This is a genomic window from Pseudomonas sp. NFACC56-3 (assembly GCF_900100025.1).
GTDB lineage: Bacteria > Pseudomonadota > Gammaproteobacteria > Pseudomonadales > Pseudomonadaceae > Aquipseudomonas > Aquipseudomonas fluorescens_AA.
In genome coordinates, this window is record NZ_FMTK01000007.1 from 12,334 (window position 1) to 39,045 (window position 26,712).

The window sequence follows — 26,712 nt, forward strand, 5'->3', positions numbered from 1 at the left end:
AAAGGTTGGGCGTTAATGATCGGTTAGATCGAACGATCCCGCGCGTCCCAGTACTGCCGGGCTTTATCGAACGCTTCTTCGCGAGTCAGGCCCAGGCCGCGCAAGGCCAGTGCCATGGTGGCGATCAGCGCCAGTTGCGGGTAGCTGTCCTCGACGTCACCGCGCCAGATCGCCTTCAAATGCTCGGGGTCGAGGCTCTCCGGTTTGACATGGCGCTGCTCGGCCAGGCGCGGCCATTCTTCGTCCCAACTGGCACCGCCGGTGGTGCCGTACAGGTGACTGTCGGCGTCCGGGTTGATCTCGATTTCGCCGCCGTCGCCCTTGATCACGATGGCGGTGTCACCGAGCAAGCCGCTGGCATCGCGATGCACGGCCTGGTAGCCCGGATGGAAGATGCTTTGCAAGCCGCAGCGGGCGGCCAGTGGGTTGAGAATCCGGGCCAGGGAATGGATCGGCGAGCGCAGGCCCAAGGTGTTGCGCAGGTCGATCATCCGCTGCATTTGCGGCGCCCAGTCCACCAGCGGCATGAAGGCCAGGCCGCCGTGGTCCAGCGCGCTGCCGACCTGTTGCCAATCCCGGCACAGCGGGATCTGCAGCAAGCCCAGCAATTGTTCGGTGTAGAGGCGACCGGCCGTGTGGGCGCCGCCGCCGTGCATGAAAATCCGCACACCGTTCTGCCCCAGGCACTTGGCCGCCAGCAGGTACCACGGCAAATGGCGCTTCTTGCCGGCGTAGGTCGGCCAGTCGAGGTCCACCGTCAACGCCGGGACCACCAGGCGTTCACGCAGGGCTTCGGTGAAGCCGGCCATTTCCTCGGCGCTTTCCTCCTTGTGCCGCAGCAGCATCAGGAAGGCGCCCAGTTGGGTGTCCTCGACCTTTTCATCGAGCACCATGCCCATGGCCTCGCGGGCTTCTTCGCGGGTCAGGTTGCGGGCGCCGCGCTTGCCTTTGCCAAGGATGCGCACGAACTGGGCGAACGGGTGTTCGGCCGGGGTCTCAAGGGTCAGTGCAGGAAAATCGGTCATAAGCAATTCGTCGGTTTGGGCAGGCCCGCCAGCTTGGCGGCGAGTTTGGCGGGAGTGCCTTTGAACAATCGGTTCAGGTGCAGGCTGTTGCCTTTGTCCGCCCCCAGTTTCAGTGCCGTGTACTTGATCAGCGGCCGGGTTGCGGGGGAGAGCTGGAATTCGTCGTAGAAACCCCGTAGCAGTTCAAGGATTTCCCAGTGTTCGGGACTCAACTCGATGTCCTCGGCGCTGGCCAGGGCCGTGGCGACTTCGGCCGACCAGTCGTCCAGGTCGGCCAGGTAGCCGTCCTTGTCCAGCGCGATGGCGCGGTCGCCCACGTTCAGCGTGTTCATAGCCAGGTGTTGACCTTGTCGTGCTCGATCGATAGCTCGACGAAACCTGAGTAGTTGATGGCTTCGGCCCAGTCTGGTGTGCCCAGGGCGCGGGCCTGGAGGTCTTCGGCGAGCACGAACAGCTTCACGTCGGCGGCCTGCAGCCGTTCGAACGATGGGCTGCCCGGTTGCAACGCGTACGTCGCGTCGCCGCACAGCAGCAGCGCATCCTGATTGCCCAGCACCCGCAAGCAACTGGCGAGGCGGTTATCGCCGAAGGGCGAATGAGACAACACATGCAAAGTCGACATCAGAGGGTGATCACCTGGTCGTAACGGTCTATGAGCGCGGCGATGTCCGGCGCGCTCAGTACTTTCACCTCGCCCAGCGCCAGGGCAGCGCTGGCAACGCCGCGTTCGGCGGCACTGTCGGCGCAGAGGAACAGGTCTTCGACGCCGAACATCGGCAACGCCTGCAGGTTGGCGCTCAGGTCTTTTTGCTGGACCGCCTTGGCGTTTTGGCCGGCGGTGAGCTGGAACACGCCGTCATCGAGAAACAGCAGGCCGATGGGCAGGTCGAACGCGCCGCCGGCCAGGACGATGTCCAGGGCTTCACGGGCGCCGGGGCCGGACCAGGGGGCCTGGCGGCTGATCAGCAATAAAGACTTGGCCATCACGCGCCTCCAAAACAGATCAAGCGGTCGGCGTCCTGGATCGCATCGTGCAACTGGCCCAGCCCGGACAAGGCCCAGGGCGCTTCGACACTGGCCGCCGCACGCTGGTAGCGCTGGGCTTCTTCCTCGTTCAACACCCCACGACGCAACGCCGCCGCGATGCAGACCACACCGTCGAGCCGGTTGTCGTTGACGAATGCGCGCCACTGCTGGGGCAGGTCCTGTTCGTCCTGGGGCGTGACGACACTGGCGCAGGCGTTATAGACGCCGTCCTGATAGAAAAACAGCCGCACGATCTCATGTCCACCTGCCAGCGCCGCCTGGGCAAACAGCAAGGCACGGCGCGAGGAGGGCGCATGGGCGGCGGAAAACAGCGCAATGGCGAACTTCATGACAGACCCGATCAGCAAAACTGCGGCCATGATAAAGCTTTATGGGCGGTGGGGCGATTGCCAGGAAAGGGCGAGGTCTCTGGATCAGGTACCTTGTGGCGAGGGAGCTTGCTCCCGCTGGGGCGCGCAGCGGCCCCAAGAGCTTGCCAACGGAATGTGTCAGGCGACCAAGGTGAATGTAGGGGGCTGCTTCGCAGCCCAGCGGGAGCAAGCTCCCTCGCCACAGGGGACAGAGCTAGACCTTGAGCCCATGCAACTCGCAATACTCCGCCCACGCCATCCCCGCCATCTCCGCCACTTCCCTGTGCACGTCCAGACGCTGGGCCTGGTACTCCCCCGGCGAGGCGGCGGTCAGTTGCAAAGTCAGTTCCCAGGCAAACAGGCCCAGGCGCTCGGCCTCGGCTTCGAACGCTTCGTGCAAGCGCTCGGCGCGGTACTGCTCGGCGGTCTCGCCCTTGGCCTGGGCCAGCAGCGGGTTGAGGTGGTCCAGTTCGTGGCGCAGTTCGGGGCGCTCATCGAGAAACTTTGCCAGGGCCCGTTCGTGTTGCTGTTCGGTTGCCGCCATGGTCACTCCTTGGGAGACGAAGACTGCTTCTTGCTGGCCTTGGCCGCAGCCGCCAGGCATTCGAGGGCGAATTGTTCGGTGTAGGTCATCTGGATCGGCGTGGTTTCGCCCTTGACGGTGCGTTCGCCGTCGAGGATGTAGCGAATCCGTTTGTCGGTGACGCCGATGCGCTTGGCGATCCACAAAGGTGTCTGGCCGATCTGGCTGATCAGTTTGTCGGCATATTCCGGGGTAGGTTTGTAGAACTCGGCGTTGGGAGTCATGGGTGTTCCGCGTGGCTGGTGGCGATGGCGCGACAGATTGCGTGAATCGGTGCTCGCTGTCGCGGATAAATTTCAGTAAAGCAGCACGATGGCTCGGGCCGCAGTGCTACAGTCCGTTTTTTTCGATGAGTGAACGCAATGCGAACGTTGACGGTGGCCCTGGCCGCCACTTTGCTGGTCGGCTGCGCGGGTTCGGCGATGAACGAGGCGCGGACCCAGGCCCCTTACAAGACCTTGACCTCGGACAAGCCGGAACAGGTCGTGGCCCAGTGCGTGCAGTTTTCCTGGCAGGACGAAGCGGTATTCGGTGTCGATGCCGGCGCCTACCTGCAACCGGGCAAGAAGGGTGGCTCTACGGTCTACACCCGCTCCGCCGAATCGTTTGTCGATCTGCACGCCGGAGCGACGGGCACCGAGTTGAGTTATTACGCCAAGCATGACGACTTTGTGGCCAAGCGCCGGTTGGCGGCGTTGGCGACTTGTTTGTAAGCAGCTGGCACTAACGCCCCGGATCCTATGTGGGAGCGAGCTTGCTCGCGATAGCGGCGGGTCAGACGACAGAAATGTTGACTGTTAAACGGCTATCGCGAGCAAGCTCGCTCCCACAGGGGGTGTGCTTCAGGTGTCCAGGCGCTTCTGGAAGAAGAAGCGCTGGTGGCCCGGCGGGTAGTCGTCGATCTGGCCGCACTCGGTGAAACCGTGTCTGCGGTAGAACGCCGGGGCCTGGAAGTCGAAAGTGTCCAGCCAGATGCCCACGCAGTTTTTCTCCCGGGCCAGTGCTTCGGCCATCTGCATCAGGGTCGAGCCGGTGCCCTGGCCCCGGGCCTGTTCCGGCACCACCAGTAGCTCGATATACAGCCAGCGAAAGAACACTCGGCCGTAGAGCCCACCGACAATTTCGCCCTGTTCGTCCCGCACCAGCCAGGCCACCAGTTCAGGTGCACTGCCACCGGTCTTGGCGGTGTTATAGGCGCGTAGCGGGGCGAGGATGGCTTGGCGCTCTTCGTCGGTGGGCGAGTCCGTGCGTTCGATTCGTAGCGTCATCGGCGATGTCCCTATTCAGTCAAAATCAAGCGCAGGAGCCTATCCCAAAGGCTGTCGTGACGTCACCCGGTCGGCGGGGAAACAGGCGCATTACGCAAACCAGGCCATACTGCCTAATGCTTTGAAGCGATCCCTATCCCTGAAAACAAGAAGAGACCGACTCATGAAGTTCGAATCCTTGGCCCGGACCCTCATCGCTACGTCATTGACCCTCGGTTGTTTATCGACGTACGCCGCTTCCCAGGCGCCGGTGGCGGCCGAGAACGGCATGGTGGTCACCGCCCAGCACCTGGCGACCCATGTCGGCGTCGACGTGCTCAAGAACGGCGGCAATGCCGTGGATGCGGCGGTGGCGGTGGGGTATGCCCTGGCGGTGGTGTATCCGGCGGCGGGCAACCTGGGCGGGGGTGGTTTCATGACCCTGCAATTGGCCGACGGTCGCAAGACGTTCCTGGATTTCCGCGAAAAGGCCCCCTTGGCCGCCACCGCCAACATGTACCTGGACAAGGACGGCAACGTCGTGCCCGAACTCAGTACCCGCGGCCACCTGGCGGTAGGCGTGCCCGGCACCGTGTCCGGCATGGAGCTGGCGTTGAGCAAGTACGGCAGCAAACCCCGAGCGGAATTGATCGCCCCAGCCATCAAGTTCGCCGAGGAAGGCTTCACCCTGGAGCAGGGCGATGTCGATCTGCTGGAAACCGCCACCGATGTGTTCAAGAAGGACATGCGCGACTCCGGTGCGATCTTCCTGCACAACGGCGAGCCCATGCAGGTCGGCCAGAAGCTGGTGCAAAAAGACCTCGCCAAGACCCTGCGGGAAATCTCCGCCAAGGGCGCCGACGGTTTCTACAAGGGCTGGGTCGCCGATGCCCTGGTCACCTCCAGCCAGGCCAACAAAGGCATCATCACCCAGGCCGACCTGGACAAGTACAAGACCCGCGAGCTCGCCCCGGTGGAGTGCGACTACCGTGGCTACCACATCATCTCGGCGCCGCCGCCCAGTTCCGGCGGGGTGGTGCTGTGCCAGATCATGAACATCCTCGACGGCTATCCGATGAAGGAGCTGGGGTTCCATTCGGCCCAGGGCATGCACTATCAGATCGAAGCCATGCGCCACGCCTACGTGGACCGCAACAGCTACCTGGGTGATCCGGACTTCGTGAAGAACCCCATCGACCATCTGCTGGACAAGACCTACGCCGCCAAGCTGCGGGCCGCGATCGAGCCGCAAAAAGCCGGCGACTCGCAGAAAATCAAGCCCGGCGTGGCGCCCCATGAGGGCAGCAACACCACCCATTACTCCATTGTCGACAAGTGGGGCAACGCCGTTTCGGTCACCTACACCTTGAACGACTGGTTCGGCGCGGGCGTCATGGCGAGCAAGACCGGGGTGATCCTCAACGATGAGATGGACGATTTCACCGCCAAGGTCGGCGTGCCCAACATGTATGGCCTGGTGCAGGGCGAGGCCAACGCCATCGCGCCGGGCAAGGCACCGCTGTCATCCATGAGCCCGACCATCGTCACCAAGGACGGCAAGACGGTCATGGTGGTGGGCACCCCGGGCGGCAGTCGGATCATCACCGCGACGCTACTGACCATCCTCAACGTGATCGACTACGGCATGAACCTCCAGGAGGCGGTCGATGCGCCGCGTTTCCATCAGCAATGGATGCCGGAGGAAACCAACCTGGAGACGTTCGCGGCCAGCCCCGATACCCAGAAGCTGCTGGAGAGCTGGGGGCACAAGTTTGCCGGCCCGCAAGACCCCAACCACATCGCCGCGATCCTGGTCGGCGCGCCGTCATTGGACGGCAAGCCAGTGGGCAAGAACCGCTTCTATGGCGCCAACGACCCCCGTCGCAACACCGGGTTGTCGCTGGGTTATTGAGGGGGAGCGCGGCTACGACACTGTTTGAAGGGGGAAGGCCATGAACAGCGCATTGCTGATTATCGATGTCCAGAACGCGCTGTGCAGCGGCGAAGAGGAATGCTTCGACAGCCAGCGCATCATCCGGACCATCAGCGACCTCGGTGCCAGGGCCAGGGCTGCCGGCCGGACGGTGATCCTGATCCAGCATGAAGAGCCGGAAGGGGCGCTGACCTATGGCGCCGCCGGCTGGCAACTGGCCGCCGGCCTGTCGACCGCGGCGGATGACCTGCGGGTGCGCAAGACCACCCCCGATGCTTTCTACCAGACCGACCTGCAACCTTTGCTGCAGGCCCGGGGTATCGACCGCCTGGTGATCTGTGGGTTGCAAACCGACTATTGCGTCAATGCCACCGTGCGCCAGGCCCATGCCCTGGGGTACGACGTGGTCCTGGCGGCCGATGCCCACTCCACCGTGGACAACGGCAGCATGGCGGCCGAGCAGATCATCGCCAACCACAACAACCGGCTGGGGCGGCTGAGCAGTGCGGTGTCGCGGATTGATGTCATGCCGGCTGCTGAAATCCGCCTGTAGCCGATATCACTGTTTGGACTGGAGCAGGGCAGACCTAAGGTTTGGGCGCTGGACTTATCAATACCCCGTAGGAGCTGCCGAAGGCTGCGTTCTTTTGATCTTGACCTGTTGAACGTTCGCTCGCGTCTCAATCGTCTAAGGTCCGCAGGCCTGTACGCTCTGTTGCATGTGGGCGGTCACCTTGCAAGATCCGCACATTTTCCAGTGCTTTGCTGTACAACAATCTTGCCGCTGTGTCGTTTACAGCCTTGCCCTTCTTGCGGAACACCTCATGCGCCTGGCTGATTTCATTCTCGACAATATCGAGCCGATTCTTCAGGCGTGGGAAGACTTCGCCAAAACCATCACCCCCGCGTCCATTGGCATGGATGCCCTTGCCCTGCGCGACCATGCCGAACAGATGCTGCGCACCATCGCCGCTGACCTGCGTACCTCGCAAACGCGCAAGGAGGCGATTGCCAAATCCCATGGGGAGGCGCCGGCGACCGATATCGAAACCGCCGCCGAAACCCATGCGGTCATCCGCCAGTCCTCGGGTTTTACCGTGGAGCAAATGGTCTCCGAATACCGGGCCCTGCGCACCAGCGTGCTCATGCTCTGGATGCCGCACACGCAGTTGGATCACAAGCAGGTCATGGAAGATCTGATTCGCTTCAACGAGGCCGTGGACCAGGCCTTGGCCGAGTCTGTCGTCAGCTACTCCGGGGCGGTGGATGCGTCGCGCAACATCTTTCTCGGGATTCTCGGACACGACCTGCGTAGCCCCTTGGGTGCGATCCTGCTGAGTTCCGAAGTGCTGCTACGGGCGGGGGACCTGCCCGCCAAAGCCACCAAGATCACTTCGCGCATCTACACCAGCGTCAAGCGGGCCAACAAAATCGTCGGCGATCTGCTGGATTTCACCCGTACCCAACTCGGCTCGGGCATTCCGGTGCAGCGCTTCAACGGCGATCTGGTGGCAGCCTGCGAAGGCATGGTGGAGGAGGCGCGGGCCTATCATCCGGAACGCGAAATCCTTTTTGAAACGACCAGCGCCCTGGAGGGACTGTTTGATCCGGCCCGCATGGAGCAGGTCTTCGCCAACCTGATTGGCAATGCCGTGCAGCATGGCACCGAGGGCACGCCCATTATCGTTTCGTTGAGCGCCGAAGAGGATGTGGCAGTGATCGCGATCAACAACCAGGGCAAGCCTATCGAGAAAGATGCCATTGCCAGAATCTTCAACCCGATGGTTCGAAATCTGCGTGAAACGCAGTACGGTTCCACGGCCGGGCTCGGGCTGGGCCTGCACATCGCTTCAGCGATCGTATTGGCCCATAAGGGCACCATCGACGTGCATTCTAAGGCGCGAGTCGGCACCACCTTTACTGTGCGTATACCGCTGCATCCGGACTGATCGATTGTGCGGATGCGTCTTTTCGCATTCTTGTACGATGTCTTATCACAGGGTAAAACTGTCGTCCCGTCCAATAATAATTAACGGAGACGCACGATGGATGTTTCGCACTCTGCAACCGCCGCCGATCAGGGCCGCCGGGTGTTCCTGAAAAAATCCCTGGTGGTCTCGGCCGCCGCCGCCACCCTTGGTAACCTGCCCGGGCTCGCCCAGGCCGAGCCGTTGAGCCAGCGTTACCCAGACCCGCTGATCAATATCCTTGACCCCAGCTTCATGGACTTGCGCATCTTCAACGCCAGCGTGGAGAAGCTCGCCACCGGCCTGCGTTGGGCGGAGGGGCCCGTGTGGGTCGGTGACGGGCGTTACCTGCTGGTCAGTGACATTCCCAACAACCGCATCGTGCGCTGGGATGAAATCACCGGCGGGCTGTCGGTGTACCGGGAAAATGCCAATTTCTCCAACGGCATGTGCCGCGATCGCCAGGGGCGGCTGCTGGTGTGCGAAGGCTCCACCACCGCCAGCGAAGGCCGGCGCATCACCCGCACCGAGCACAACGGCACCCTCACCGTGCTGGCGGACAGTTTCGAGGGCAAGCCTTTCAACTCGCCCAACGACATCGTCTGCAAGCGGGACGGTTCGGTCTGGTTCACCGACCCGCCGTTCCAGACCGGCAACAACTACGAGGGGCACAAAGTCACGCCCGTCCAGCCCCACGCGGTGTACCGCATCGACGGCGAAACCGGCAAAGTCAGCCGGGTGATCGACGACCTGGCGGGGCCGAACGGGTTGTGTTTTTCCCCGGACGAAAAAATCCTCTATGTGGTCGAAGGCCGGGCCAAGCCCAACCGCTTGATCTGGGCCATCGCCGTCAAAGACGACGGCACCCTGGGCGAGCGGCGCAAGCACATCGAAGGCTTGGATTACGCGGCGATCGACGGGCTCAAATGCGATGAAAGCGGCAACCTCTGGTGCGGCTGGGGCGGCAATGGCGACCCCAAGGCCGACCTGGAAAAGCTCGACGGCGTGCGGGTGTTCAACCCCGAAGGCAAGGCCATCGGGCACATCTCCCTGCCGGAGCGTTGCCCCAACGTTTGCTTCGGCGGCCGGGAAGGCAATCGCTTGTTCATGGCCGGCAGCCATTCGTTGTATTCGCTGTTCGTGAATACTCGAGGGGCGACGTTTGCCTGAGTGAAACACTCACCCTTGGAGTTGATGGGCTTTGTGGCGAGGGAGCTTGCTCCCGCTGGGCTGCGTAGCAGCCCCCAACCAGGCAGCGCGGTGTGTCTGGTTGATTCAAGCAGCTTCATTCGGGGCCGCTTCGCGCCCCAGCGGGAGCAAGCTCCCTCGCCACGGGTTCCACTTACTGTCTGGCTCTAGAGGCCGTACTGCCCCGCACCGTCAATTCAAACGGCAACACCACATGCCGTTCGGCAATCGGCTTTTTCTCGATCAGGGCAATCAGCATCTGCACCGCTTTTTGCCCAAACATCTCGGCAGGCTGCGAAATGGTCGTCAGGGGCGGGTCGCAGTAGGCGGCGAACGGGATGTCGTCAAAGCCCACCAGGGAAATGTCCTTGGGCACTCGCAAGCCCATTCGCTTGATACGCCTGAGCGCGCCGATGGCCATTTCGTCGTTTTCACAGAACAGCGCACTGGGGCGATCGGCCAGCGCCAGCAACGCACCGGCACCGTCGTCACCGGCCTTCAAGGTGAAGTCGCCATGGCAGATCAGGCTGGGGTCGACGGCAATGCCGGCCTGGTGCAGGGCATCCTGGTAGCCGGCCACGCGGTCCAGGGTCAGGGGGCTGCTGCGTGGTCCCTTGATGATGCCGATGCGGCGATGGCCGAGGCCGATCAGGTGTTCGGTCATGGCCTGGGCGGCGGCTCGGTTGTCGAGGCTGATGGTCGGGTAGGGGGCACCTTTGACCACTTCGCAGGCGTTGACCAGCGGCAGGCTGTCGGCGCCAGTGGGCATCGATTCGAACGGATCGCTGGCACGCAACTGGATTACCCCGTCGGCCTGGTGGGCGTAGACCAGGGCGGCGAATTCCCGCTCGATCTGCGCCCGACCCTGGGTGTCGCACAACAGCAACCGATAACCCGCCGCCTGCGCAGCCTGTTGTGCGCCACTGATGACCCGAGCGAAAAACGTGTTGGCGATGGCCGGTACCAGGATCACCAGATTGCCGGTCCGGCGGGAGCGGAATTGCACCGCCATCAGGTTGGGCCGATAGCCGGCCTGTTCCACTGCCGCGTTGACCTTGTCCCGTGTTTCGGGGAGTACCCGCTCGGGCGATTTCAGGGTTCTGGACACCGTGGCCACCGAAACACCCGCCAGCCGGGCCACCTCACGAATGTTGGACAAAATCACCTCGGGGAACAGGGGGTACGGTGGGGGAGCTTACCGCAGGTTGAGCGCCTCACAAATATTCCACGGTGACCCTGTGGGTTTGACACGCGGGAAAACTGAGCCTAGATTTCCGCCATGATGTAACCGGTTACATCGGCATCCTGACGGGAAGAGAATCGCGATGAATCCTGTAGCACCGAAAATAAGAATGGGCTTCGTCGGCGGTGGAGAGGGCGCTTTCATCGGCCAGGCTCACCGTCAGGCCGCGGGCCTGGACGGCGGTTTCGAACTGGTGTGCGGCGCGTTCAGCCGCGACCCGCACAACACTCGGCAGACGGGTACGGCCCTGGGCCTGGCCACGTCCCGTTGTTATCACGACTGGCAGCAAATGCTCAACACCGAAGCGCTGCTGCCGCTTGATCAGCGCATGGAGTTGCTGGTCATCGTCACCCCCAATCATCTTCATGCGCCCATCGCCAGCGAGGCCTTGAAAGCCGGTTTCCATGTGTTCAGCGAGAAGCCCGCCGCGCTGGACCTCAAGGAACTGCTGGCCCTGCGCGAGGTGCTGCACGGCAGCCGTTGCCTCTATGGCCTGGCCCACACCTATCTGGGCTATCCCATGGTGTGGCAGGCCCGGGACATGGTGCGCTCGGGCGTGATCGGCCAGGTGCGCAAAGTGCTGGTCGAGTACCCCCAAGGCTGGCTCAGCCAGGATGTCGCCGCCCAAGGCAATAAGCAGGCCGAGTGGCGCGACGATCCCGGCCAGTCCGGCCTGGGCGGTTGCATCGGCGACATTGGTACCCATGCGTTTTCCCTGGCCGAGTTCGTCGCGGACCAACCGATCCAGCAGCTATGCGCGGCGTTGGGCACGCACGTCCCGGGGCGGCAACTGGATGACGATGCGGCGATGCTGTTCAAGATGGCGGGCGGCGCCAGCGGTGTGTTGATCGCAAGCCAGGTCTGCACCGGCGAAGAGAACCCGCTGAAGATTCGCGTCTACGGCGACAAGGGCGCCTTGGAGTGGCGCCAGGAAGAACCGGCGAGCCTGGTCCATCGCGCCTTCGACCAGCCTTTGCGCATCCTGCGTAGCGGCGTTGGCCAGCCGTGGCTGTGCGAGGCGGCCGCGCGGCGCATGCGTCTGCCGGCCGGGCATCCCGAGGGCTACCTGGAAGCCATGGCCAACCTCTACGGCGATTTCGCCCACGCCATTCGCAACCATGTCGAAGGCCCCGACGCTCCAGGCGTACCGGGCATCGAGACCGGCTTGCGTGGCATGGCGTTCATCGAGGCCGCCATCCTCAACCACCGTGGCGACGCGAAATGGACCACCGTGCAAACCGGAGCATCCCTGTTGTGAATACCCTCGACAAGACACCGAGTGGGCTGCGCGGCCCAGGCATTTTCCTGGCGCAGTTCATGTCCGCCGAAGCCCCGTTCGACACCCTGGCCAACATCGCCCAGTGGGCCGCTTCACAAGGCTACAAGGCCATTCAACTGCCGACATCGGGCACGCAATACATTGACCTGGCCCGGGCCGCCGAGAGCCAGGCCTATTGCGATGAGCTCAAGGCCACCTGTGCCCAGGCCGGTGTCGAGATCAGCGAATTATCGACGCACCTGCAAGGCCAGTTGGTGGCGGTGCACCCGGCGTTCGACGCGCTGTTCGATGATTTCGCCCCAGCCCATTTGCGTGGCCAGCCCCAGGCGCGGACCGAGTGGGCGATCGAGCAGCTCAAGCTGGCCGCCCGCGCCAGCCAGCGGCTGGGTCTCAAGGCCCATGCGACGTTTTCCGGCGCGCTGCTGTGGCCGTATCTCTATCCCTGGCCGCAGCGGCCGACGGGCTTGGTGGAGCAGGGTTTCGCCGAACTGGCCCGGCGCTGGTTGCCGATTCTCGATGGCTTCGACGCGGCGGGGGTGGACCTGTGTTACGAAATCCACCCCGGCGAAGACCTCCACGACGGTGCCTCGTTCGAACGTTTCCTGGAGGCGGTCGATCACCACCCGCGGGCGGCGATTCTCTACGACCCCAGTCATCTGCTGCTGCAACAGATGGACTACCTGGGCTTCATCGACCGTTACCACGCACGGATCCGCATGTTCCACGTCAAGGACGCCGAGTTCCGCCCCGATGCCCGTTCGGGGGTGTACGGCGGCTACCAGGGCTGGGTCGATCGTCCCGGGCGGTTCCGTTCGTTGGGCGATGGCCAGATCGATTTCAAATCGATCTTCAGCAAGCTGACCCAATACGATTTCAGCGGTTGGGCGGTCCTGGAATGGGAATGTTGCCTGAAGGACTCACAGCAGGGCGCCGCAGAAGGGGCGGCGTTCATCCAGCGCCACATGATCAGCAAGACCGGCAAGGCGTTCGACGATTTCGCCAGCGTCACGGCGGATGAGGACTCCAACCGGCGGTTGTTGGGCTTGTTGAGGTAACCGGCTCCACCCAGAACCCGGTGGCCAGGAAATCCATTGTGGGAGCAAGGCTTGCCCGCGATGAACGAAAACGCGGTTCAACGGTTGGAGCGCGGCGCGGCCATCGCGGGCAAGCCTTGCTCCCACAGTGGGGATCCTCCGTAACAAAAGCGGTACGGCTTTTTCTTCACAAGAACAACAATAAAACGGTGACGCTCATGACCACGATGAATGCACGCCTCAGCGTGATGATGTTCCTGCAGTTCTTTATCTGGGGTGGCTGGTTCGTCACCCTCGGCACCTTCCTCTCCAGCACCCTGGGCGCCAGCGGTGGGCAGATCGGCATGGCGTTTTCCACGCAATCGTGGGGAGCGATCATTGCGCCGTTCGTCATTGGCCTGATCGCCGACCGCTTCTTCAACGCCGAACGGATCCTGGCGGTGTTGCACCTGCTCGGCGCGGTGTTGCTGTATCAGTTGTATTCGGCGGCGGATTTCAGCGTGTTCTACCCATACGTGCTGGTGTACATGGTGGTCTACATGCCGACGCTAGCCCTGGTCAATTCCGTGGCGTTCCGGCAGATGCGCGATCCGGCGCTGGAGTTCTCCCGCATCCGGGTGTGGGGCACCCTTGGCTGGATCGTCGCGGGTGTGGTGATCAGCTTCGTGTTCGCCTGGGATTCGCGCGAAGCGATCTCGGCAGGCGGCTTGCGCAATACGTTCCTGATGGCGGCCATCGCGTCCCTGGTCCTGGGGCTCTACAGCTTCACGCTACCGGCCACGGCGCCGCTCAAGGAACAGGCCAGCGCGGGTGGCGTCAAGCAACTGCTGGGGCTGGACGCGTTGGGTCTGTTGAAGGACCGCGGCTACCTGGTGTTCTTCATCGCCTCGATCCTGATCTGCATTCCGTTGGCGTTCTATTACCAGAATGCCAACCCGTTCCTGGCCGAAACCGGGATGACCAACCCAACGGCGAAGATGGCCATCGGGCAGGTCTCGGAAGTGTTATTCATGCTGCTGTTGCCGCTGTTCATCCAACGCTTCGGCATCAAGCTGGCACTGTTGGTGGGCATGTTGGCGTGGGCGTTGCGCTACGTGTTGTTCGCCTACGGCAATAACGGCGACCTGGCGTTCATGCTGTTCACCGGCATTGCCTTGCACGGCATCTGCTACGACTTCTTTTTTGTCTCGGGGCAGATCTACACCGACGCCAAGGCACCGGAGCGCTTTCGCAGCTCGGCCCAGGGCCTGATTACCCTGGCGACCTATGGCGTGGGGATGCTGATCGGCTTCTGGGTGGCGGGGCAGGTGACCGATCACTTTGTCGTGGCGGGCGGTCATGACTGGCAGAGCATCTGGCTGTTCCCGGCCGGTTTCGCGCTGCTGGTGTTGGTCTGCTTCCTGTTTACCTTCCGTGGCCAACAGGCGCTCGTTGCGCCGTCAAAAGCTTGAAGCAGGGCTGGGCGTCAGTCATTTGTGACTGACGTCCAGCTTGGTGTAGGTCACTTTCCCGCCTTCGTTGGAATAACCCTTGTTGTCCAAGGTGTAGACACCGGCCTTGAAATAGAAGTCATAGCCGTACCAGGACGGGTCCAACTTCACCTGTTTACCCGTGCTGCCGATCAGCACCGAGAGCTTGCCTTGCTTGTCCATTTGCAGCGAATAGGAGAAGGCTTTGTTCAGCGGCACGTTTGGTACGGTGTAGATCACCGGGCTCTTCTTGTCCTTGGGCTTGACCCGGTATTCCACGTCGATATTGCCGGTGCCCTTGGCGTAGCGGTACACCAGTTTCAACAACGGCGTGGGGGCGTCCTTGGCGTGGATCTGCGCCACCACCACCCGGCCCTCGGAAGGCACCTGGTTCACCGCCAGGGTGCCCTTGAGGGTATTGGTGCCGCTGTTATAGCGCCAGTTGCGCAGCTTGCCGTCCTTGCCGGTTTCCCGCAGCTCGGAGCGCGGGTACTCGCTTTTACCGGTATGGGAACCGGTGACCGGCGCCCAGAAGACGATCCGCTGGCCGTTATTGTCGAAATACTTGTTTTTCAGGGTCGGCATGGCTTTGGTCGCCACGACCTGCGCCGGCGTTTGCACGGGCAGGGTAATGTTCCAGACAGTCAGGTCAATCATGATAAAACCCTCCAACGGGACCGGCCGTTACCTGGCGGCCGTCAAGACAGAAACTGCCTTCCGTGGCGCAGTTTTCATGTTATCGACGGGGGGCTGTTTCGCTGGAGGCGCACCTGACGGATGGCTCTGCGATGAGCCTTTCAGGCACTGAATTGGGCGGATTATCGTGTGTCAATTTGTTGCTGATCGGTTAAAGTGCGCGCCGCCCGAGAGACGGATCCCGGGCGTCTTCCCATGGAGCATCAAATGAACCAAATCAGCAAAGTTGTCGCCTGCGCACTGTTTGGCCTGGCCCTGGCGGGTTGCACCGGCACCCCGATGAAAACCCAGCAATACGACAGCAGCCAATACACCGTTGTCGGCCACAGTGAAGCCAAGGCCACCGGCCTGCTGCTGTTCGGCGTGATCCCGATCCGCCAGAACAACCGTTTCGTACGCGCCCAGACCGCGGCGATCAAGGCCAAGGGCGGCGACGCCATGATCAACACCCAAGTCCAGGAAAACTGGTTCTGGGCCTGGGTCCTGACCGGCTACACCACCTCGGTGTCCGGTGATGTGGTCAAGCTGAAAAGCGTTCAGTAACACCCTGCTTGAAAGGCAAGCGAGCCTGCCGGTTGTAAAGGCGCTTGCCTGTGGCGAGGGAGCTTGCTCCCGCTCGATCGCGCAGCGATCGCAAAAGGGCCGCTTCGCAGCCCAGCGGGAGCAAGCTCCCTCGCCACAACAGCCCTATCATGCCGGCTCCTCGATTACTGTCCTCCCACCACCATATGCGTGAACGGCGCCACATACGCCTGCAACGTCACCAGCCCGCCCACCAGAATCGCCAGCACCACCGAGTGGAAAAACACGTAGCGCAGGATTTCGCCTTCGTGACCGTACCAGCGGGTCGCGGTGGAGGCGACCACGATCGACTGGGCGTCGACCATCTTGCCCATCACTCCACCGGAACTGTTGGCGGCGGCCATCAACACCGGGCTGATGCCCAGTTGTTCGGACGTGACCCGTTGCAAGCCGCCAAACAACACGTTGGAGGCGGTGTCCGAGCCGGTCAGCGCCACGCCGAGCCAGCCCAGCAGGGTGCCGAACATGGGGTAGAAAATGCCCGTGGCGGCGAAGGCCAGGCCCATGGTCGCGTCCAGGCCTGAATACCGCGTGAGGAACCCCAGGGCCAACATCGCGACGATGGTGATCAGCGAGTAGCGCACCACCCAGAGCGTTCGCAGGTAGTGGTGCAGCAGTTGTGGAATGGAATAGCCCATCAGCAAGCCACCGAGAATCGCGGCCAGGAAAATGCCGCTGCCCGTGGCGGTGAACCAGTTGAATTTGTAGACCGCTTCCTCGGTTTTAGGCTGGGGCACCACGGGCGGGACTTTTTCGATCTGCTGGTGAATGGTGCCGAAGGTCACCAGGGGCGAGAAGATCGGATTGGCCTCGCGCACCGGCTTGCCTTGGGGATCCAGTCGGGCCGATTGGGTCTGGGGATCGATGGCCGGACGAGTGTCGAACAGGTTCTTGAAGCTCTGGGTGCCCCAGGCGAACACGAACACCGTGAGGATGATCCACGGCATCCAGGCCCGTCCCACGGCGGGGCGGGCGTCGTTGGAAAACGCCGCGCTGGCGGTGGGTTTTTCATCCTCGCTGGCATCGATCTTCGAGTTGTCGACCCGCCCGGACAGCGCGGCGGAGGTGTGCACCGTGGCCGGTTTCCAGACCTTGAGGAAGCCGGTGAGGCAGGCCATGGAAATCAGCGCGGCGATGACGTCCACCAGCATCGGCCCGTGGTAGTTCGACACCAGGAACTGCGGGATGGCGAAGCTGACACCGGCCACCAGGATCGCCGGCCAGACTTCCAGCATCTTGCGCCAGCCGGCGAAGGCCCAGATCAACCAGAACGGCACCAGCACCGAGAAAAACGGCAACTGCCGACCGACCATCATCGACAGCTCCATTTCATCCAGCCCGGTGACTTTGGCCAAGGTGATGATGGGCGTGCCCAGGGCGCCGAAGGCCACGGGCGCGGTGTTGGCGATCAGCGCCAGACCCGAGGCGGCCAAGGGAGAAAACCCCAGCCCGATCAGGATCGCGCCGGTCACCGCCACCGGCGTGCCGAAGCCTGCCGCGCCCTCGAAAAACGCGCCGAAGCAAAAGGCGATCAACAGCAATTGCAGACGCCGGTCGTCGGTGATGCGCGCGAGGGAGTCCTGCAGAACCTTGAACGAACCGTTCTCAGTGGTCAGCCGGTGCAGGAAAATGATGTTGAGCACGATCCAGCCGATGGGCAGCAGGCCGTTGGCCGCGCCATACAGCGCCGCAGACCCGGCCATGCCCGCAGGCATGCCGAAGGCGAAAATCGCGATCAGCAAGGCCGAGGCCAGGGCCAGCAAGGCCGCCAGGTGTGCCTTGACATGAAAGAACGCCAGGGACGCCAACATCACCACCACCGGAACCGCCGCCAGGAGCGTGGACAGCACCGCATTACCGAAGGGATCGTAGACTTGTTGCCAGACCATGTTCCACCTCTGCTTTTTATTGTTGGAAGTGCAGGCCCCAAGGGGGATTGGCAGAGAAGTATAGGCGGGGATTGACGAGGGGAATGGCGCAGAGGCCTGGGATAAGACCCTGTGGCGAGGGAGCTTGCTCCCGCTGGACTGCGCAGCAGGCCCAAGTTTTTTGTTTAAGCACAAATTCTTGGGGCGGCTTCGCCACCCAGCGGGAGCAAGCTCCCTCGCCACAGGGTAAGTGGTGTGCTGGCTAGCGTGGGGGCTCACCTTCCTCCAGGCGAAGCTTGAGGCTCAAGCCGTCGCAACTTTGCGACCAGGCGACCAACCAATCGGGCATGACTGGAGATTGTTCGGCCAGGCCCAGTTCGCGGATGAACTCAGCCGGTGCAATCGTGCCTTTGGCCGAACGGAACAGGCCGCGCATGATCACCACCCCGACCACACGCCCCTGGCTGATGAAACGGTGCTCCATGAACGTCCATTTTTCGTCCCAGCCGAGCAGGCGGGTGTGCACCTCGAACGCCTCGAACAGTTTCAATTCCCGCCTGAACTTGCCCCAGACATCCCCCACGATCGGCACCGCCCGGTTGCGCAGCGCCACCTTGTAGGCGCCGCTGCGCAGCACGTAATCCATGCGTCCCACATCGGCCAACGTGAAGTAGCGTCCGTTGGTGACGTGGCGATTGAGATCCAGGTCCAGCGGCCATACCCGCATGCGCACCACCGTGGTGCCCAAGGGCGCTGCGGGCTTGCGCCAGGGGCGGCGGAACAGCATCAGCAACAGTCGGAACCAGAGATTCATAAGTAGGCCGTGAAAAGGGAAAGCGGCGCACTCTAGACCCCATGCAGGGAGCGGGCTAGGTGCGACAATGACGATTTGCGTGGCAATCGCGCATTTGGGGCATGTTCGAGCGGCTTTTGTGGCAGGGAGCAAGCACCCTTGCCACAAAAGAGCGGTGCAGCGCTACAAACGTGCGATGTGCTCGTTCAGCCCTTAGCCGCCATCGCGGTCACTTCCACTTTCATTCCTTCAACCGCCAGCGCCGCTACACCCACCGCCGCACGAACCGGCCAAGGCTTGGCGAAGAAGCGTTTGTAGACCTCGTTGAACGCGGCGCGATCAGCCATGTCGGTCAGGTAGATGGTCAGGTGCAGGACCCGGTCCATGGAACTGCCGGCGCCCTCCAGGGCCTTCTTGAGGGCTTGCAGTGTGCATTCACTCTGCCGGGTGATGTCGCCCAGTTCCAGGCTGCCGTCGGCGTGGGTGGGGATTTGCGTGGAAACCAGCAGGCCGCCGAAACCGGCGACGTCGGAGGAAATGGCGTCCGCATCCGGATCTGGAATAAACGTGATGTCTGGGTTGCTCATGCAAAGCCTCATGCTGGAAAAGAAAAAGAATCGCCGCAGTTTACCGTCCCTTGCTGCGTCGTTTCTGCATTCCTTTATCCGCATGCTCCCAGCCCATCGTTTTGCACCAGCGCCTGGATGTCGGCCTCCAGCGTCGTGGTGCCGAACAGGGCCGCGTCGGCCACGTCGAAGCCACTGTCGAGGCTGACGGCGCTCATGCGTCCATAGGACTGCGCCGCCGCGGGATCCCGAATCAAAGCCCGCCCTGGGCCGGCCGTTGGGCTGTCAGCGCCGGTTCAAGGGCCGGTTGCGCGCCGTTCAGGCGTGCGGCCAGTTGTTGTGCCTGCTCCCATCCCAGCTCGGGCTCCAGCCAATCGAGTGCATCCTCGGCGCTGAAGGCCAGCACCCGCTGCTGTTGGTTGGCGATGTCGCCATACGTCACCAGGGCCAGGCCGTCACAGCCAAACGGCGTCTCGCTGGCCTGGGCCAGGGCGGCCAGGAAGATCGGGGTCGACTGCCGGGTAGTCGTGTAGATGAGGTGTTGCGCCTGGGAGGGCGAGGCGGGGGCTTGCGCCTCATACCAGCCTTCGACGGCGACCAGTACGCGGCCTTCGTGCTTGATGGAATCGAAGACTTTGGAGCGCATGACCAGATGCAAGGGCAGATGCGTCAGCGGCGGCATCGTTCCCACCGACCAGATCGGCGACCAGCCCCAGCGAACCTTGATGCACTCCAAGTGCCCGCGGCGACGGCGAATGGCGCTGACCTGCATGTTTGGCTTGATCAGGCTGTGCCGCTCCTGGGCCTTGGGCGGCGTCGTTACGTACAGGTCCAAGGGTGTCACGCGGGTACCGAAACGGCTGCCGGGGGTGTCTCGCTGGACGAAATATGCCAGGGAGTCTTTTGTAGAACCGTGTTGAACAAGACCGTCACACATAACGAAAACTCCCGGCAGTGAACCGCAAAGAAGCCTTGAGATACCCGCTGTTCAAGCCGTGACGTCGAAGCGCGTCAGCGTGCTTTCAGCGGTGTCATGTAGGTCCGAGCCGTGGCGAATGGCTTGGTTCGAAAATCCTCACGGCGGGGAGACGAGCGGACGATGAGGGACCACCATCGCGAGCAAGCTCACTCCCACAATGGATGTGTGGAGGGTCGGGATTTTCAGGTACACAGTCGACCCCCTGTGGGAGCGAGCTTGCTCGCGATAGCGGTGTATCAGCTTGCGGGGGTGTTGGCTGTGCTGACGCCATCGCGAGCAGGCTCGCTCCCACACTGTTGCGCATTGATGAAGTCCACGAACGCCCGCAACGGCGAGGGCAGGTAGCGGCGACCGGGGTAGTAGAGGAAGGGCCCGGTGAAGCGTTGCCACCAGGGTTCGAGCACTGGTTCGAGGACACCGCTGTCCAGATACGGTCGCAGCCAGTCTTCGAACAGGTAGACGATGCCCAGACCGTCTACAGCGGCTTGCACCGACAGGTCCACCGCACCGCCAATGCGCGTGATCAACGGGCCGCTCGGGTCGACGCTAATGGTTTCGCCGTCACGCTCATACTCCCACAACGGCATGGCGCCGCTGGGGAACTTGCCCCGCAGGCACGCGTGTTCCAGCAGGTCTCTGGGATGCTCCGGCCTGCCCCGGGCATCGAGGTACGCCGGTGCGGCGGCCGTGGCGAAGCGCTGGAACCGGGGGCCAATGGGGATGGCGATCATGTCCTGCTCAAGGCGTTCGTCGTAGCGAATGCCCGCGTCGCAGCCGGCCGCGAGCATGTCGACGAAGCTTTCTTCGGTGACCACTTCCAGGCGGATGTCGGGATAGCTTTTCAGGAACGGCGTGATGATCGCCGGTAACACCAGCCGGGCCGCGCTGACTGGAACGTTCAGCCTGAGGGTGCCCGAAGGACGGTCGCGAAAGTCGTTGACCACGTCCATCGCCGACTCGACCTCGCCCAAGGCTGGGACGATGCGTTCCATCAACCGGGCGCCGGCCTCGGTCGGTACCACGCTGCGGGTGGTGCGGTTGAGCAGGCGCACGCCGAGCCGGCTTTCCATTCGGCGTACGGCATCGCTGAGGCTCGACGCGGACTTGCCGCTCAGCCGTGCGCCTTCACGAAAGCCCTTCGCATTGACCACGGCCACAAAGGCCAGCAAGTCTTGAATGTCCGTCGCCATTGTTCTCTCCACCGTACAACCCGTGCTGATTGCACCTGATTATCAAGGGAATGGTCAACGCCTATAGTCGGCCCACTCACATTGATCCGAGGGCGACGAGATGAACATTGCAGGCAAGGCAGGCAGCTTTTTACTGGGCGACCGCACGGTCAATCGCATGGGCTATGGCGCGATGCAGTTGGCGGGGCCCCAGGTCTTCGGGCCGCCCAAAGACCCGGCGACCGCCATCGCCGTGCTGCGCGAAGCCTTGGCGAGCGGGGTCAACCACATCGACACCGCCGATTTCTACGGGCCCCATGTCACCAACCAACTGATCCGCGAAGCGCTGCACCCTTATGCCCAGGACCTGGTCATCGTGACCAAGGTCGGTGCCGTGCGCGGTGCCGATGCATCCTGGAACCCGGCCCACAGCCCCGCCGAGCTGACCCGGGCGGTCCACGACAATCTGCGCAACCTGGGGGTGGAGGTCCTGGACGTGGTCAACCTGCGGGTATGGGGCGATATGCATTCGCCCACGGAAGACTCCATCGAAGAATCGTTCACGACACTGGCGCAGCTGCAGAGCCAGGGCCTTATCCGTCACCTGGGCCTGAGCAACGTTACGGCCACGCAGGTCAAGCAGGCCCAGGGCATTGCCAAGGTGGTCTGCGTGCAGAACCACTACAACCTGACCCATCGCGACGACGAACATCTCATCGCCGACCTGGGCCGGCAGGGCATCGCCTACGTGCCGTTCTTCCCCCTGGGCGGCTTCACACCGTTGCAGTCGCAAACCCTTTCCAGCGTGGCGGCGCGCTTGCAGGCGTCACCGCTGTGCGTGGCCCTGGCGTGGTTGCTGCAACGTGCGCCGAACCTGCTGCTGATTCCCGGCACATCGTCCCTGGCGCACCTGCGGGAAAACCTCACGGCGAGTGAGCTGAAGATCCCTGCGCCGATGATGGCCGAGCTGGACACGTTGGTTTAGTGGCCTGAAAGAGCAGCGTCTCGCTAGCAACGGCGCTGACCGGGCTGACGCCGGCGGGATGCCGGCGCAAGTTCGGGCGCGTATGACGCCGGTCAATCCGGCGTCTTGTCGGTTTCGTTGCGATGGTGTTCCGGCCAGCTGTCGACGGGGTGGGCACGGTCTTCGTTGAACATCTCCGTGAGCAGCGCATTGGCGCGTCGGTAGGCGTCGTGGCGGAACTTGAGGTCGTCTTCCGGCTGGGCGACGATCTCCTCCAGCATCTTGAGGTTCAGCCGCCGGAACTGATCCGCCCGTTCACGCGCTTCGTAAGCCCCGACCCCCATGTGCTCCAGCGCACTGCGACCCAATGCCAGCGCACTCTCGAAGGTTTCCCGCTCGGCCGCCTCCACGCCCATCTGCCGCAGGGTGATGAGGTGGCCCATGTCCCGCGCCCGCACGATCAGTTGCAACGCGGGGAAGTGCTCCTGGGCCAGCCGGGTCAGCGTCAGGTTGTCTTCCTGGTTGTCGATCGCGTTGATCAACACCACCGCTTGGGCCGCGCCGGCCGCATGCAGCAAGTCGAGGCGCGTGGCATCGCCATAAAAGACTTTCACCCCGAACTTGCGCAGCGTCTCGATGTTGTCGGGGTCGTGATCCAGTACCACCACGTCGACGCCGCAGGACATCAGCAGGCGTCCGGCGATCTGCCCGAAGCGGCCGAACCCGGCGATGATCACCCGTGGGTTCTGTTGGTCGACGAGGTCGGATTCGCGTTTGTTTTTCCGGGTGACGGACTCGAAGCGATCCAGCAGCAGGATCAGCAAGGGCGTCAGGCACATGGACAAGGCCACCGCCAGGGTCAGGCTCTTGCCCCATTGATCGGTCAAGATGCCGGCCACGGTCGCCGCGCCAAAGACCACGAAGGCGAACTCGCTGCCCTGGCCCAGCAGCACCGCCTGCCAAGAGCGCTGGCCGGCGGGGACGTTGAGGAAGCGGCCCGCCATCTTGATCACCAGCAGCTTGATCAGGATGAAACCCAGGGTCAGGGTGATGACTTTCAGCGGTGCGTTGACCAGGGTGCCGAAATCGATCGACATGCCGACGCCGATGAAAAACAGACCCAACAGCAGGCCCTTGAATGGCTCGATGTCGCTCTCCAGGGCATGTCGGTATTCGGAGCTGGCGAGCAGCACCCCGGCGAGGAACGCGCCCATGGCCATCGACAGGCCGGCTTCCTCCAGCAGAAAGCCGAAGCCGAACACCAGAAAAAGCGCGACGGCACTGAAGATCTCCCGCAAGCCTGAGCGTGCGGCGAAGCGCAGCAGCGGTCGCGTCACGTAGCGCCCCAACAGCACGACGATGGCGATGGCGGCGACGATTTTGCCAATCGATAGCAACAGCGCGGTGCCCGAAGGTGTGTCGCCGTGGGCCGACAATAACGGGATCATCGCCACCAGGGGAATCGCCGCGATGTCCTGGAACAGCAGCACGGCAAAGCTGCTGCGTCCGACTGCGGTGGCGGTCAGGTTGCGTTCGCTCATGGCCTGCATGGCGATGGCCGTGGAAGACAGGCTCAGGGTCAGGCCGACCAGCAACGCTGCCGTCCAATTCAGGCCCAAGGCCGTGCAGAACAAGCCAATGGCAGCGCCACAGGCGAGCATCTGCAGGGCACCGCCACCAAACACCATCCGGCGCAGGGCCCAGAGTCGCTTGGGGTCGAGCTCGAGGCCGATGATGAACAGCATCAGCACCACGCCGATTTCAGCGAACTCCAGGATGGCCTTGACGTCGGTGATCAGCTTCAGCCCCCACGGGCCGATGATGCATCCGGCCAGCAGATAACCCAACACCGGGCCCAGGCCAAATCGCACGGCAATCGGTACGATCAGCGTCGCCGAGGCCAGGTAGATGAGCATTTCAATCAGGCTGTGAGTTTCCACTTCAATCTTCCTTCCAGGCGGCCAGGCGAGCGGCATAGTGTTCGATTTGGGCGTGTTGGGCATCCGCTTCGGCGGCATAGGCGCCATGCACGACGACCGGCTCCAGCCAGCGCATGCCGCAATAGATGGCCGTGGCGTGGAGGGGTTGGGCCAGCGCGGCAAAACCCGGGTAGTCGCCGATCTGGAAATGCGCCTGATCGCCGCCGGTGGTCACGGCCCACAGCAGGGGCTTGTCCTTGAGAACCGTGGTGCCTTTGCCATAGGCCCAGCCGTGGGTGAAGACTTTATCGATCCACAGTTTCAGCAAGGGCGGGGAGCTGTACCAGTACATCGGGTGCTGGAGGACGACAAGCTCTGCTTGTTCCACCGCGCGCTGCTCCGCCTCGACGTCGATATCGAAGTTGGGATAAAGCGCATAGAGCGAACGTATGACCACGTCCGGGTTGCTCGATGCTCGCTTGAGCATCTGCTGGTTGACCCGCGATTGGTCGGGGTAGGGGTGCGCGTAAATGATAAGAATCATCGGTGAATTCCTTGGTTTGGCTCCGTCGATTCTTGTCTGTCGTGGGCGCGAACGATGGCACTGGGTCGAGCTGATACAAACAAGAGCGCCTTCCCGGGACAGGGGACAGGCCGGAAAAACCGGACATCCTACCGAGGAAGGCGCCGATTGTTTAGCGCGGATCGACACATCGGGGCCTTCAGCCAAGCGGCAGCGAGACCCTGGCCTCCAATCCGCCACCCTTGCGATTGCGCAGGGTCAGCGTCCCGCCATGCTCCAGCACCGTCGCCCGGGCCGCCGACAGGCCGAGCCCGACGCCGCCGGTGTGCTTGTTGCGAGAACCTTCGATGCGAAAGAACGGCGTGAAGACTTGCTCAAGGTATTGGGCGGCGATGCCCGGCCCTCGGTCCAGGATGCGAATGTCCACGCGGTGGGCGTCGGCTTCGAGTCGAACCGTCGGCTCGCCGCCATATTTGATCGCATTGTCGATCAGGTTGACCAAGGCGCGCTTGATGCCGATGGGCCGACCGACATACACCAAGCGCTGGGTGCCTTCGAACCCAACTTCGATGCCGGCGTCCTTGAGGTCGTCGACGAGGGTGTGCAGCAGCTCGGCCAGGTCGAACGCGGTGGCATGTTCAAGCCGGGCATCGTCGCGAAAGAACTCCAGGGCTGAGTTGACCATCGTCTGCATTTCGTCCACGTCCCTGAACAAGCGCGATTGCTGCTCGGCATCCTCGATGAACTCCCCGCGCAGGCGCATGCGGGTCAGCGGCGCGCGCAAGTCATGGGAGATGGCGGCGAGCATCTGGGTGCGGTCCTGCAGGAAGTGCTTGAGCTGGGCCTGCATGGCATTGAACGCGAGGATCGCCTGGCGGATTTCGTGGGGGCCGATGACCGGAATCGGTGGCGCCTGGTGATCGACGCCAAAGCGTCGGGCGCCTTCGGCGAAGCGTTCCAGCGGTGCGGCCAGGTGCCGGGTGGCGATCAGCGCGACGATCAAGGTCGAGAGCAGGATCAGCGCGATGATGATCCCGTTGCGCGCCCATTCGCTCAGTCCCCAACTGCGCGACGGCACGGAGAAGATCACCCACGAATGGTCGGTCAGTTCGATGATCACCGCGTAGCGCGCATCCGGTTGGCCGGCCGGCCAGTCGCCCGGTTCGTAGGCCTCGATCCTGGCGTCCGGCCGGCCCAATTGTTGGCGCAGGAGCACCGAACCCTCACTGAACTCCGGGTCGTCGATCACCGGCAAGCGCGCCTCTTCATGCCGCTGCAACCAGTGCGCGTCGAACGCCTGGTCGCTGGCGGCCGCGGCAATCGCGGGGCGTTGTGCGGGGGCGACGGAGTCGATGATGCGGGTGATGGCGGCGGCCCTTTCCATCAGGCCGGTTTCCATCAGGGGAGGGCGCGCCCAGGCACCGGCCAGCAGGCTGAACAGTTCGTTGAGGGCCAGCAAGGTCAGCATGGCGATCATGGTGGTCAGGGCGATCCAGCGCGCCACCGTGTCCCGTGGACGTTGAGCGCCCGAGCGCGAGGGTTTCATCGTTTCACCACGTGAGGGCTGAAGAGGTAGCCGCTGTTGCGCACGGTGCGGATCATCGATGCACCCGTGATGTCGGTCTCCAATTTGCGCCGCAGGCGGCTGACCTGGACGTCGATGCTGCGGTCGAACGCCTCGAAGGTTTCGCCGCGGGCCAGGTCCAGCAATTGTTGGCGAGTCAGCACCCGGCGCGGGTGTTCGGCAAACACCAGCAGCAGTTCGAATTCGCCGGTGGACAGCGGGATCATGACCTTGTCCGGTGAGCGCAGCTCGCGACGGGTGACGTCCAGTTGCCAGTTTTCGAACTCCAGGATAGGCCGGGAGGCGTCGCTCGACGCGGCCCTGGCTTCACCGGTGCGCCGCAGCACGGCACGCACCCGGGCCAACAGCTCCCGCGCATCGAAGGGCTTGGTCAGGTAATCGTCCGCCCCCAGTTCCAGGCCGACGACGCGATCACTCAACTCGCCCATGGCGGTGAGCATGATGATGCCGACCGTGTGCTCGGCCCGCAGCCGCTGGCACAGCACCAACCCGTTGTCGCCCGGCAACATGACGTCGAGGATGATCAGGTCCGGCACCCGGCGCTCCACCGCCTGCCACAGGGCGTTGCCGTCGGCGGCCACATCCACGCTGTAGCCATGTTGTTCGAGGAACTTGCGCAAGAGGGCGAGGACTTCGAGGTCATCGTCCACCAGTAATAAATGGCTCACGGTGGGCACGCAGGGTAATGAATACAGGAGGGGAT

At 63.0% G+C, this 26,712-nt stretch carries 30 protein-coding genes; 10 read left to right on the forward strand and 20 right to left on the reverse strand.

The features are described 5' to 3' along the window. Positions 1 to 23: 23 nt before the first annotated feature. From BLO80_RS12145 to BLO80_RS12175, 7 genes are all read right to left on the reverse strand, one after another. A complete protein-coding gene (locus BLO80_RS12145) occupies positions 24 to 1,025 on the reverse strand; it encodes a glycosyl transferase family protein (protein WP_092328209.1) in 1,002 nt (333 codons plus the stop codon). Beyond that, on the reverse strand, positions 1,022 to 1,357 hold the full coding sequence (locus BLO80_RS12150) for a TusE/DsrC/DsvC family sulfur relay protein (RefSeq protein WP_060741569.1): 336 nt from the start codon (positions 1,355 to 1,357) through the stop codon (positions 1,022 to 1,024). The genes BLO80_RS12145 and BLO80_RS12150 overlap by 4 nt, the downstream gene beginning before the upstream one ends. Continuing rightward, entirely contained in the window at positions 1,354 to 1,647 is a 294-nt protein-coding gene (gene tusB, locus BLO80_RS12155; protein ID WP_092328207.1) for a sulfurtransferase complex subunit TusB, read from the reverse strand. The genes BLO80_RS12150 and tusB overlap by 4 nt, the downstream gene beginning before the upstream one ends. Continuing rightward, positions 1,647 to 2,009 (reverse strand): sulfurtransferase complex subunit TusC, encoded by a 363-nt coding sequence (gene tusC, locus BLO80_RS12160; RefSeq protein ID WP_060741571.1) that lies wholly within the window; start codon positions 2,007 to 2,009, stop codon positions 1,647 to 1,649. Before tusC ends, tusB begins: the two co-directional genes overlap by 1 nt. Beyond that, on the reverse strand, positions 2,009 to 2,401 hold the full coding sequence (tusD, locus tag BLO80_RS12165) for a sulfurtransferase complex subunit TusD (RefSeq protein ID WP_092328235.1): 393 nt from the start codon (positions 2,399 to 2,401) through the stop codon (positions 2,009 to 2,011). The genes tusC and tusD overlap by 1 nt, the downstream gene beginning before the upstream one ends. Positions 2,402 to 2,636: 235 nt before the next feature. Then, positions 2,637 to 2,966 carry a DUF6388 family protein gene (locus BLO80_RS12170; RefSeq protein ID WP_092328206.1) on the reverse strand — a complete coding sequence of 110 codons (330 nt, stop codon included), beginning with the start codon at positions 2,964 to 2,966 and terminating at the stop codon, positions 2,637 to 2,639. Positions 2,967 to 2,968: 2 nt separating this feature from the next. Beyond that, a complete protein-coding gene (locus tag BLO80_RS12175) occupies positions 2,969 to 3,229 on the reverse strand; it encodes a hypothetical protein (RefSeq protein ID WP_092328204.1) in 261 nt (86 codons plus the stop codon). A gap of 138 nt (positions 3,230 to 3,367) precedes the next feature. Between BLO80_RS12175 and BLO80_RS12180 the strand changes: the two genes are divergently transcribed. Then, complete coding sequence (locus BLO80_RS12180) at positions 3,368 to 3,718, forward strand: hypothetical protein (protein WP_092328203.1); 351 nt, start codon at positions 3,368 to 3,370, stop codon at positions 3,716 to 3,718. A gap of 129 nt (positions 3,719 to 3,847) precedes the next feature. Here the strand turns inward: BLO80_RS12180 and BLO80_RS12185 are convergent, their stop codons facing one another. Further along, positions 3,848 to 4,273, reverse strand: coding sequence for a GNAT family N-acetyltransferase (locus BLO80_RS12185; protein WP_092328201.1), 426 nt, complete (start codon positions 4,271 to 4,273; stop codon positions 3,848 to 3,850). Between the two features lie 163 nt (positions 4,274 to 4,436). On the opposite strand from BLO80_RS12185, the gene ggt reads away from it, so the two are divergent. From ggt to BLO80_RS12205, 4 genes are all read left to right on the forward strand, one after another. Then, on the forward strand, positions 4,437 to 6,164 hold the full coding sequence (ggt, locus tag BLO80_RS12190) for a gamma-glutamyltransferase (protein ID WP_092328199.1): 1,728 nt from the start codon (positions 4,437 to 4,439) through the stop codon (positions 6,162 to 6,164). Positions 6,165 to 6,204: 40 nt separating this feature from the next. Then, positions 6,205 to 6,738 carry a cysteine hydrolase family protein gene (locus tag BLO80_RS12195; protein ID WP_092328198.1) on the forward strand — a complete coding sequence of 178 codons (534 nt, stop codon included), beginning with the start codon at positions 6,205 to 6,207 and terminating at the stop codon, positions 6,736 to 6,738. Between the two features lie 271 nt (positions 6,739 to 7,009). Further along, positions 7,010 to 8,134 carry a sensor histidine kinase gene (locus tag BLO80_RS12200; RefSeq protein WP_092328196.1) on the forward strand — a complete coding sequence of 375 codons (1,125 nt, stop codon included), beginning with the start codon at positions 7,010 to 7,012 and terminating at the stop codon, positions 8,132 to 8,134. 96 nt (positions 8,135 to 8,230) lie between these two features. Next, positions 8,231 to 9,322: an SMP-30/gluconolactonase/LRE family protein gene (locus BLO80_RS12205; RefSeq protein WP_092328194.1), complete on the forward strand. Its 1,092-nt coding sequence runs from the start codon at positions 8,231 to 8,233 to the stop codon at positions 9,320 to 9,322. A 172-nt stretch (positions 9,323 to 9,494) separates the two neighbouring features. Here BLO80_RS12205 and BLO80_RS12210 read toward each other — a convergent pair whose 3' ends face one another. Further along, positions 9,495 to 10,499, reverse strand: coding sequence for a LacI family DNA-binding transcriptional regulator (locus BLO80_RS12210; protein WP_092328193.1), 1,005 nt, complete (start codon positions 10,497 to 10,499; stop codon positions 9,495 to 9,497). Between the two features lie 166 nt (positions 10,500 to 10,665). On the opposite strand from BLO80_RS12210, the gene BLO80_RS12215 reads away from it, so the two are divergent. The 3 genes from BLO80_RS12215 (at position 10,666) to BLO80_RS12225 (ending at position 14,347) form a co-directional block, all read left to right on the forward strand. Further along, positions 10,666 to 11,841 carry a Gfo/Idh/MocA family protein gene (locus BLO80_RS12215; protein ID WP_092328191.1) on the forward strand — a complete coding sequence of 392 codons (1,176 nt, stop codon included), beginning with the start codon at positions 10,666 to 10,668 and terminating at the stop codon, positions 11,839 to 11,841. After that, a complete protein-coding gene (locus BLO80_RS12220) occupies positions 11,805 to 12,917 on the forward strand; it encodes a sugar phosphate isomerase/epimerase family protein (protein WP_092328190.1) in 1,113 nt (370 codons plus the stop codon). Before BLO80_RS12215 ends, BLO80_RS12220 begins: the two co-directional genes overlap by 37 nt. Before the next feature lie 197 nt (positions 12,918 to 13,114). Further along, positions 13,115 to 14,347, forward strand: coding sequence for a nucleoside permease (locus BLO80_RS12225; RefSeq protein WP_092328188.1), 1,233 nt, complete (start codon positions 13,115 to 13,117; stop codon positions 14,345 to 14,347). Positions 14,348 to 14,365: 18 nt separating this feature from the next. Here the strand turns inward: BLO80_RS12225 and BLO80_RS12230 are convergent, their stop codons facing one another. Further along, positions 14,366 to 15,022: a polysaccharide lyase family 7 protein gene (locus tag BLO80_RS12230; RefSeq protein WP_092328187.1), complete on the reverse strand. Its 657-nt coding sequence runs from the start codon at positions 15,020 to 15,022 to the stop codon at positions 14,366 to 14,368. A gap of 246 nt (positions 15,023 to 15,268) precedes the next feature. Here BLO80_RS12230 and BLO80_RS12235 point away from each other — a divergent pair, with 246 nt between their 5' ends. Further along, on the forward strand, positions 15,269 to 15,604 hold the full coding sequence (locus BLO80_RS12235) for a hypothetical protein (protein WP_063320519.1): 336 nt from the start codon (positions 15,269 to 15,271) through the stop codon (positions 15,602 to 15,604). Between the two features lie 164 nt (positions 15,605 to 15,768). On the opposite strand, the gene BLO80_RS12240 is transcribed toward BLO80_RS12235, so the two are convergent. From BLO80_RS12240 to BLO80_RS12260, 6 genes are all read right to left on the reverse strand, one after another. Further along, positions 15,769 to 17,532, reverse strand: a complete 1,764-nt coding sequence (locus tag BLO80_RS12240; RefSeq protein WP_092328185.1) for an L-lactate permease — start codon at positions 17,530 to 17,532, stop codon at positions 15,769 to 15,771. Between the two features lie 241 nt (positions 17,533 to 17,773). Further along, the gene (locus tag BLO80_RS12245) at positions 17,774 to 18,325 is read right to left on the reverse strand and encodes a thioesterase family protein (RefSeq protein ID WP_092328184.1); all 552 of its coding nucleotides are present in this window, start codon (positions 18,323 to 18,325) and stop codon (positions 17,774 to 17,776) included. 185 nt (positions 18,326 to 18,510) lie between these two features. Then, positions 18,511 to 18,891 carry a RidA family protein gene (locus BLO80_RS12250; protein WP_092196880.1) on the reverse strand — a complete coding sequence of 127 codons (381 nt, stop codon included), beginning with the start codon at positions 18,889 to 18,891 and terminating at the stop codon, positions 18,511 to 18,513. A gap of 74 nt (positions 18,892 to 18,965) precedes the next feature. Further along, on the reverse strand, positions 18,966 to 19,127 hold the full coding sequence (locus tag BLO80_RS29160; protein WP_256574191.1) for a hypothetical protein: 162 nt from the start codon (positions 19,125 to 19,127) through the stop codon (positions 18,966 to 18,968). Continuing rightward, positions 19,124 to 19,807: an SOS response-associated peptidase family protein gene (locus tag BLO80_RS12255; RefSeq protein WP_092328182.1), complete on the reverse strand. Its 684-nt coding sequence runs from the start codon at positions 19,805 to 19,807 to the stop codon at positions 19,124 to 19,126. The genes BLO80_RS29160 and BLO80_RS12255 overlap by 4 nt, the downstream gene beginning before the upstream one ends. 278 nt (positions 19,808 to 20,085) lie before the next feature. Then, a complete protein-coding gene (locus BLO80_RS12260; protein ID WP_092328181.1) occupies positions 20,086 to 21,039 on the reverse strand; it encodes a LysR family transcriptional regulator in 954 nt (317 codons plus the stop codon). A 100-nt stretch (positions 21,040 to 21,139) separates the two neighbouring features. Here BLO80_RS12260 and BLO80_RS12265 point away from each other — a divergent pair, with 100 nt between their 5' ends. Further along, positions 21,140 to 22,003, forward strand: coding sequence for an aldo/keto reductase family oxidoreductase (locus BLO80_RS12265; protein WP_092328180.1), 864 nt, complete (start codon positions 21,140 to 21,142; stop codon positions 22,001 to 22,003). A 92-nt stretch (positions 22,004 to 22,095) separates the two neighbouring features. Here the strand turns inward: BLO80_RS12265 and kefC are convergent, their stop codons facing one another. From kefC to BLO80_RS12285, 4 genes are all read right to left on the reverse strand, one after another. Then, complete coding sequence (gene kefC, locus BLO80_RS12270; RefSeq protein WP_092328178.1) at positions 22,096 to 23,922, reverse strand: glutathione-regulated potassium-efflux system protein KefC; 1,827 nt, start codon at positions 23,920 to 23,922, stop codon at positions 22,096 to 22,098. 1 nt (position 23,923) lies between these two features. Then, on the reverse strand, positions 23,924 to 24,445 hold the full coding sequence (gene kefF, locus BLO80_RS12275; protein ID WP_092328177.1) for a glutathione-regulated potassium-efflux system oxidoreductase KefF: 522 nt from the start codon (positions 24,443 to 24,445) through the stop codon (positions 23,924 to 23,926). Between the two features lie 178 nt (positions 24,446 to 24,623). Beyond that, entirely contained in the window at positions 24,624 to 25,970 is a 1,347-nt protein-coding gene (locus BLO80_RS12280; RefSeq protein ID WP_092328175.1) for a sensor histidine kinase, read from the reverse strand. After that, positions 25,967 to 26,677 carry a response regulator gene (locus BLO80_RS12285; protein ID WP_092197771.1) on the reverse strand — a complete coding sequence of 237 codons (711 nt, stop codon included), beginning with the start codon at positions 26,675 to 26,677 and terminating at the stop codon, positions 25,967 to 25,969. The genes BLO80_RS12280 and BLO80_RS12285 overlap by 4 nt, the downstream gene beginning before the upstream one ends. Between the last annotated feature and the right edge of the window lie 35 nt (positions 26,678 to 26,712).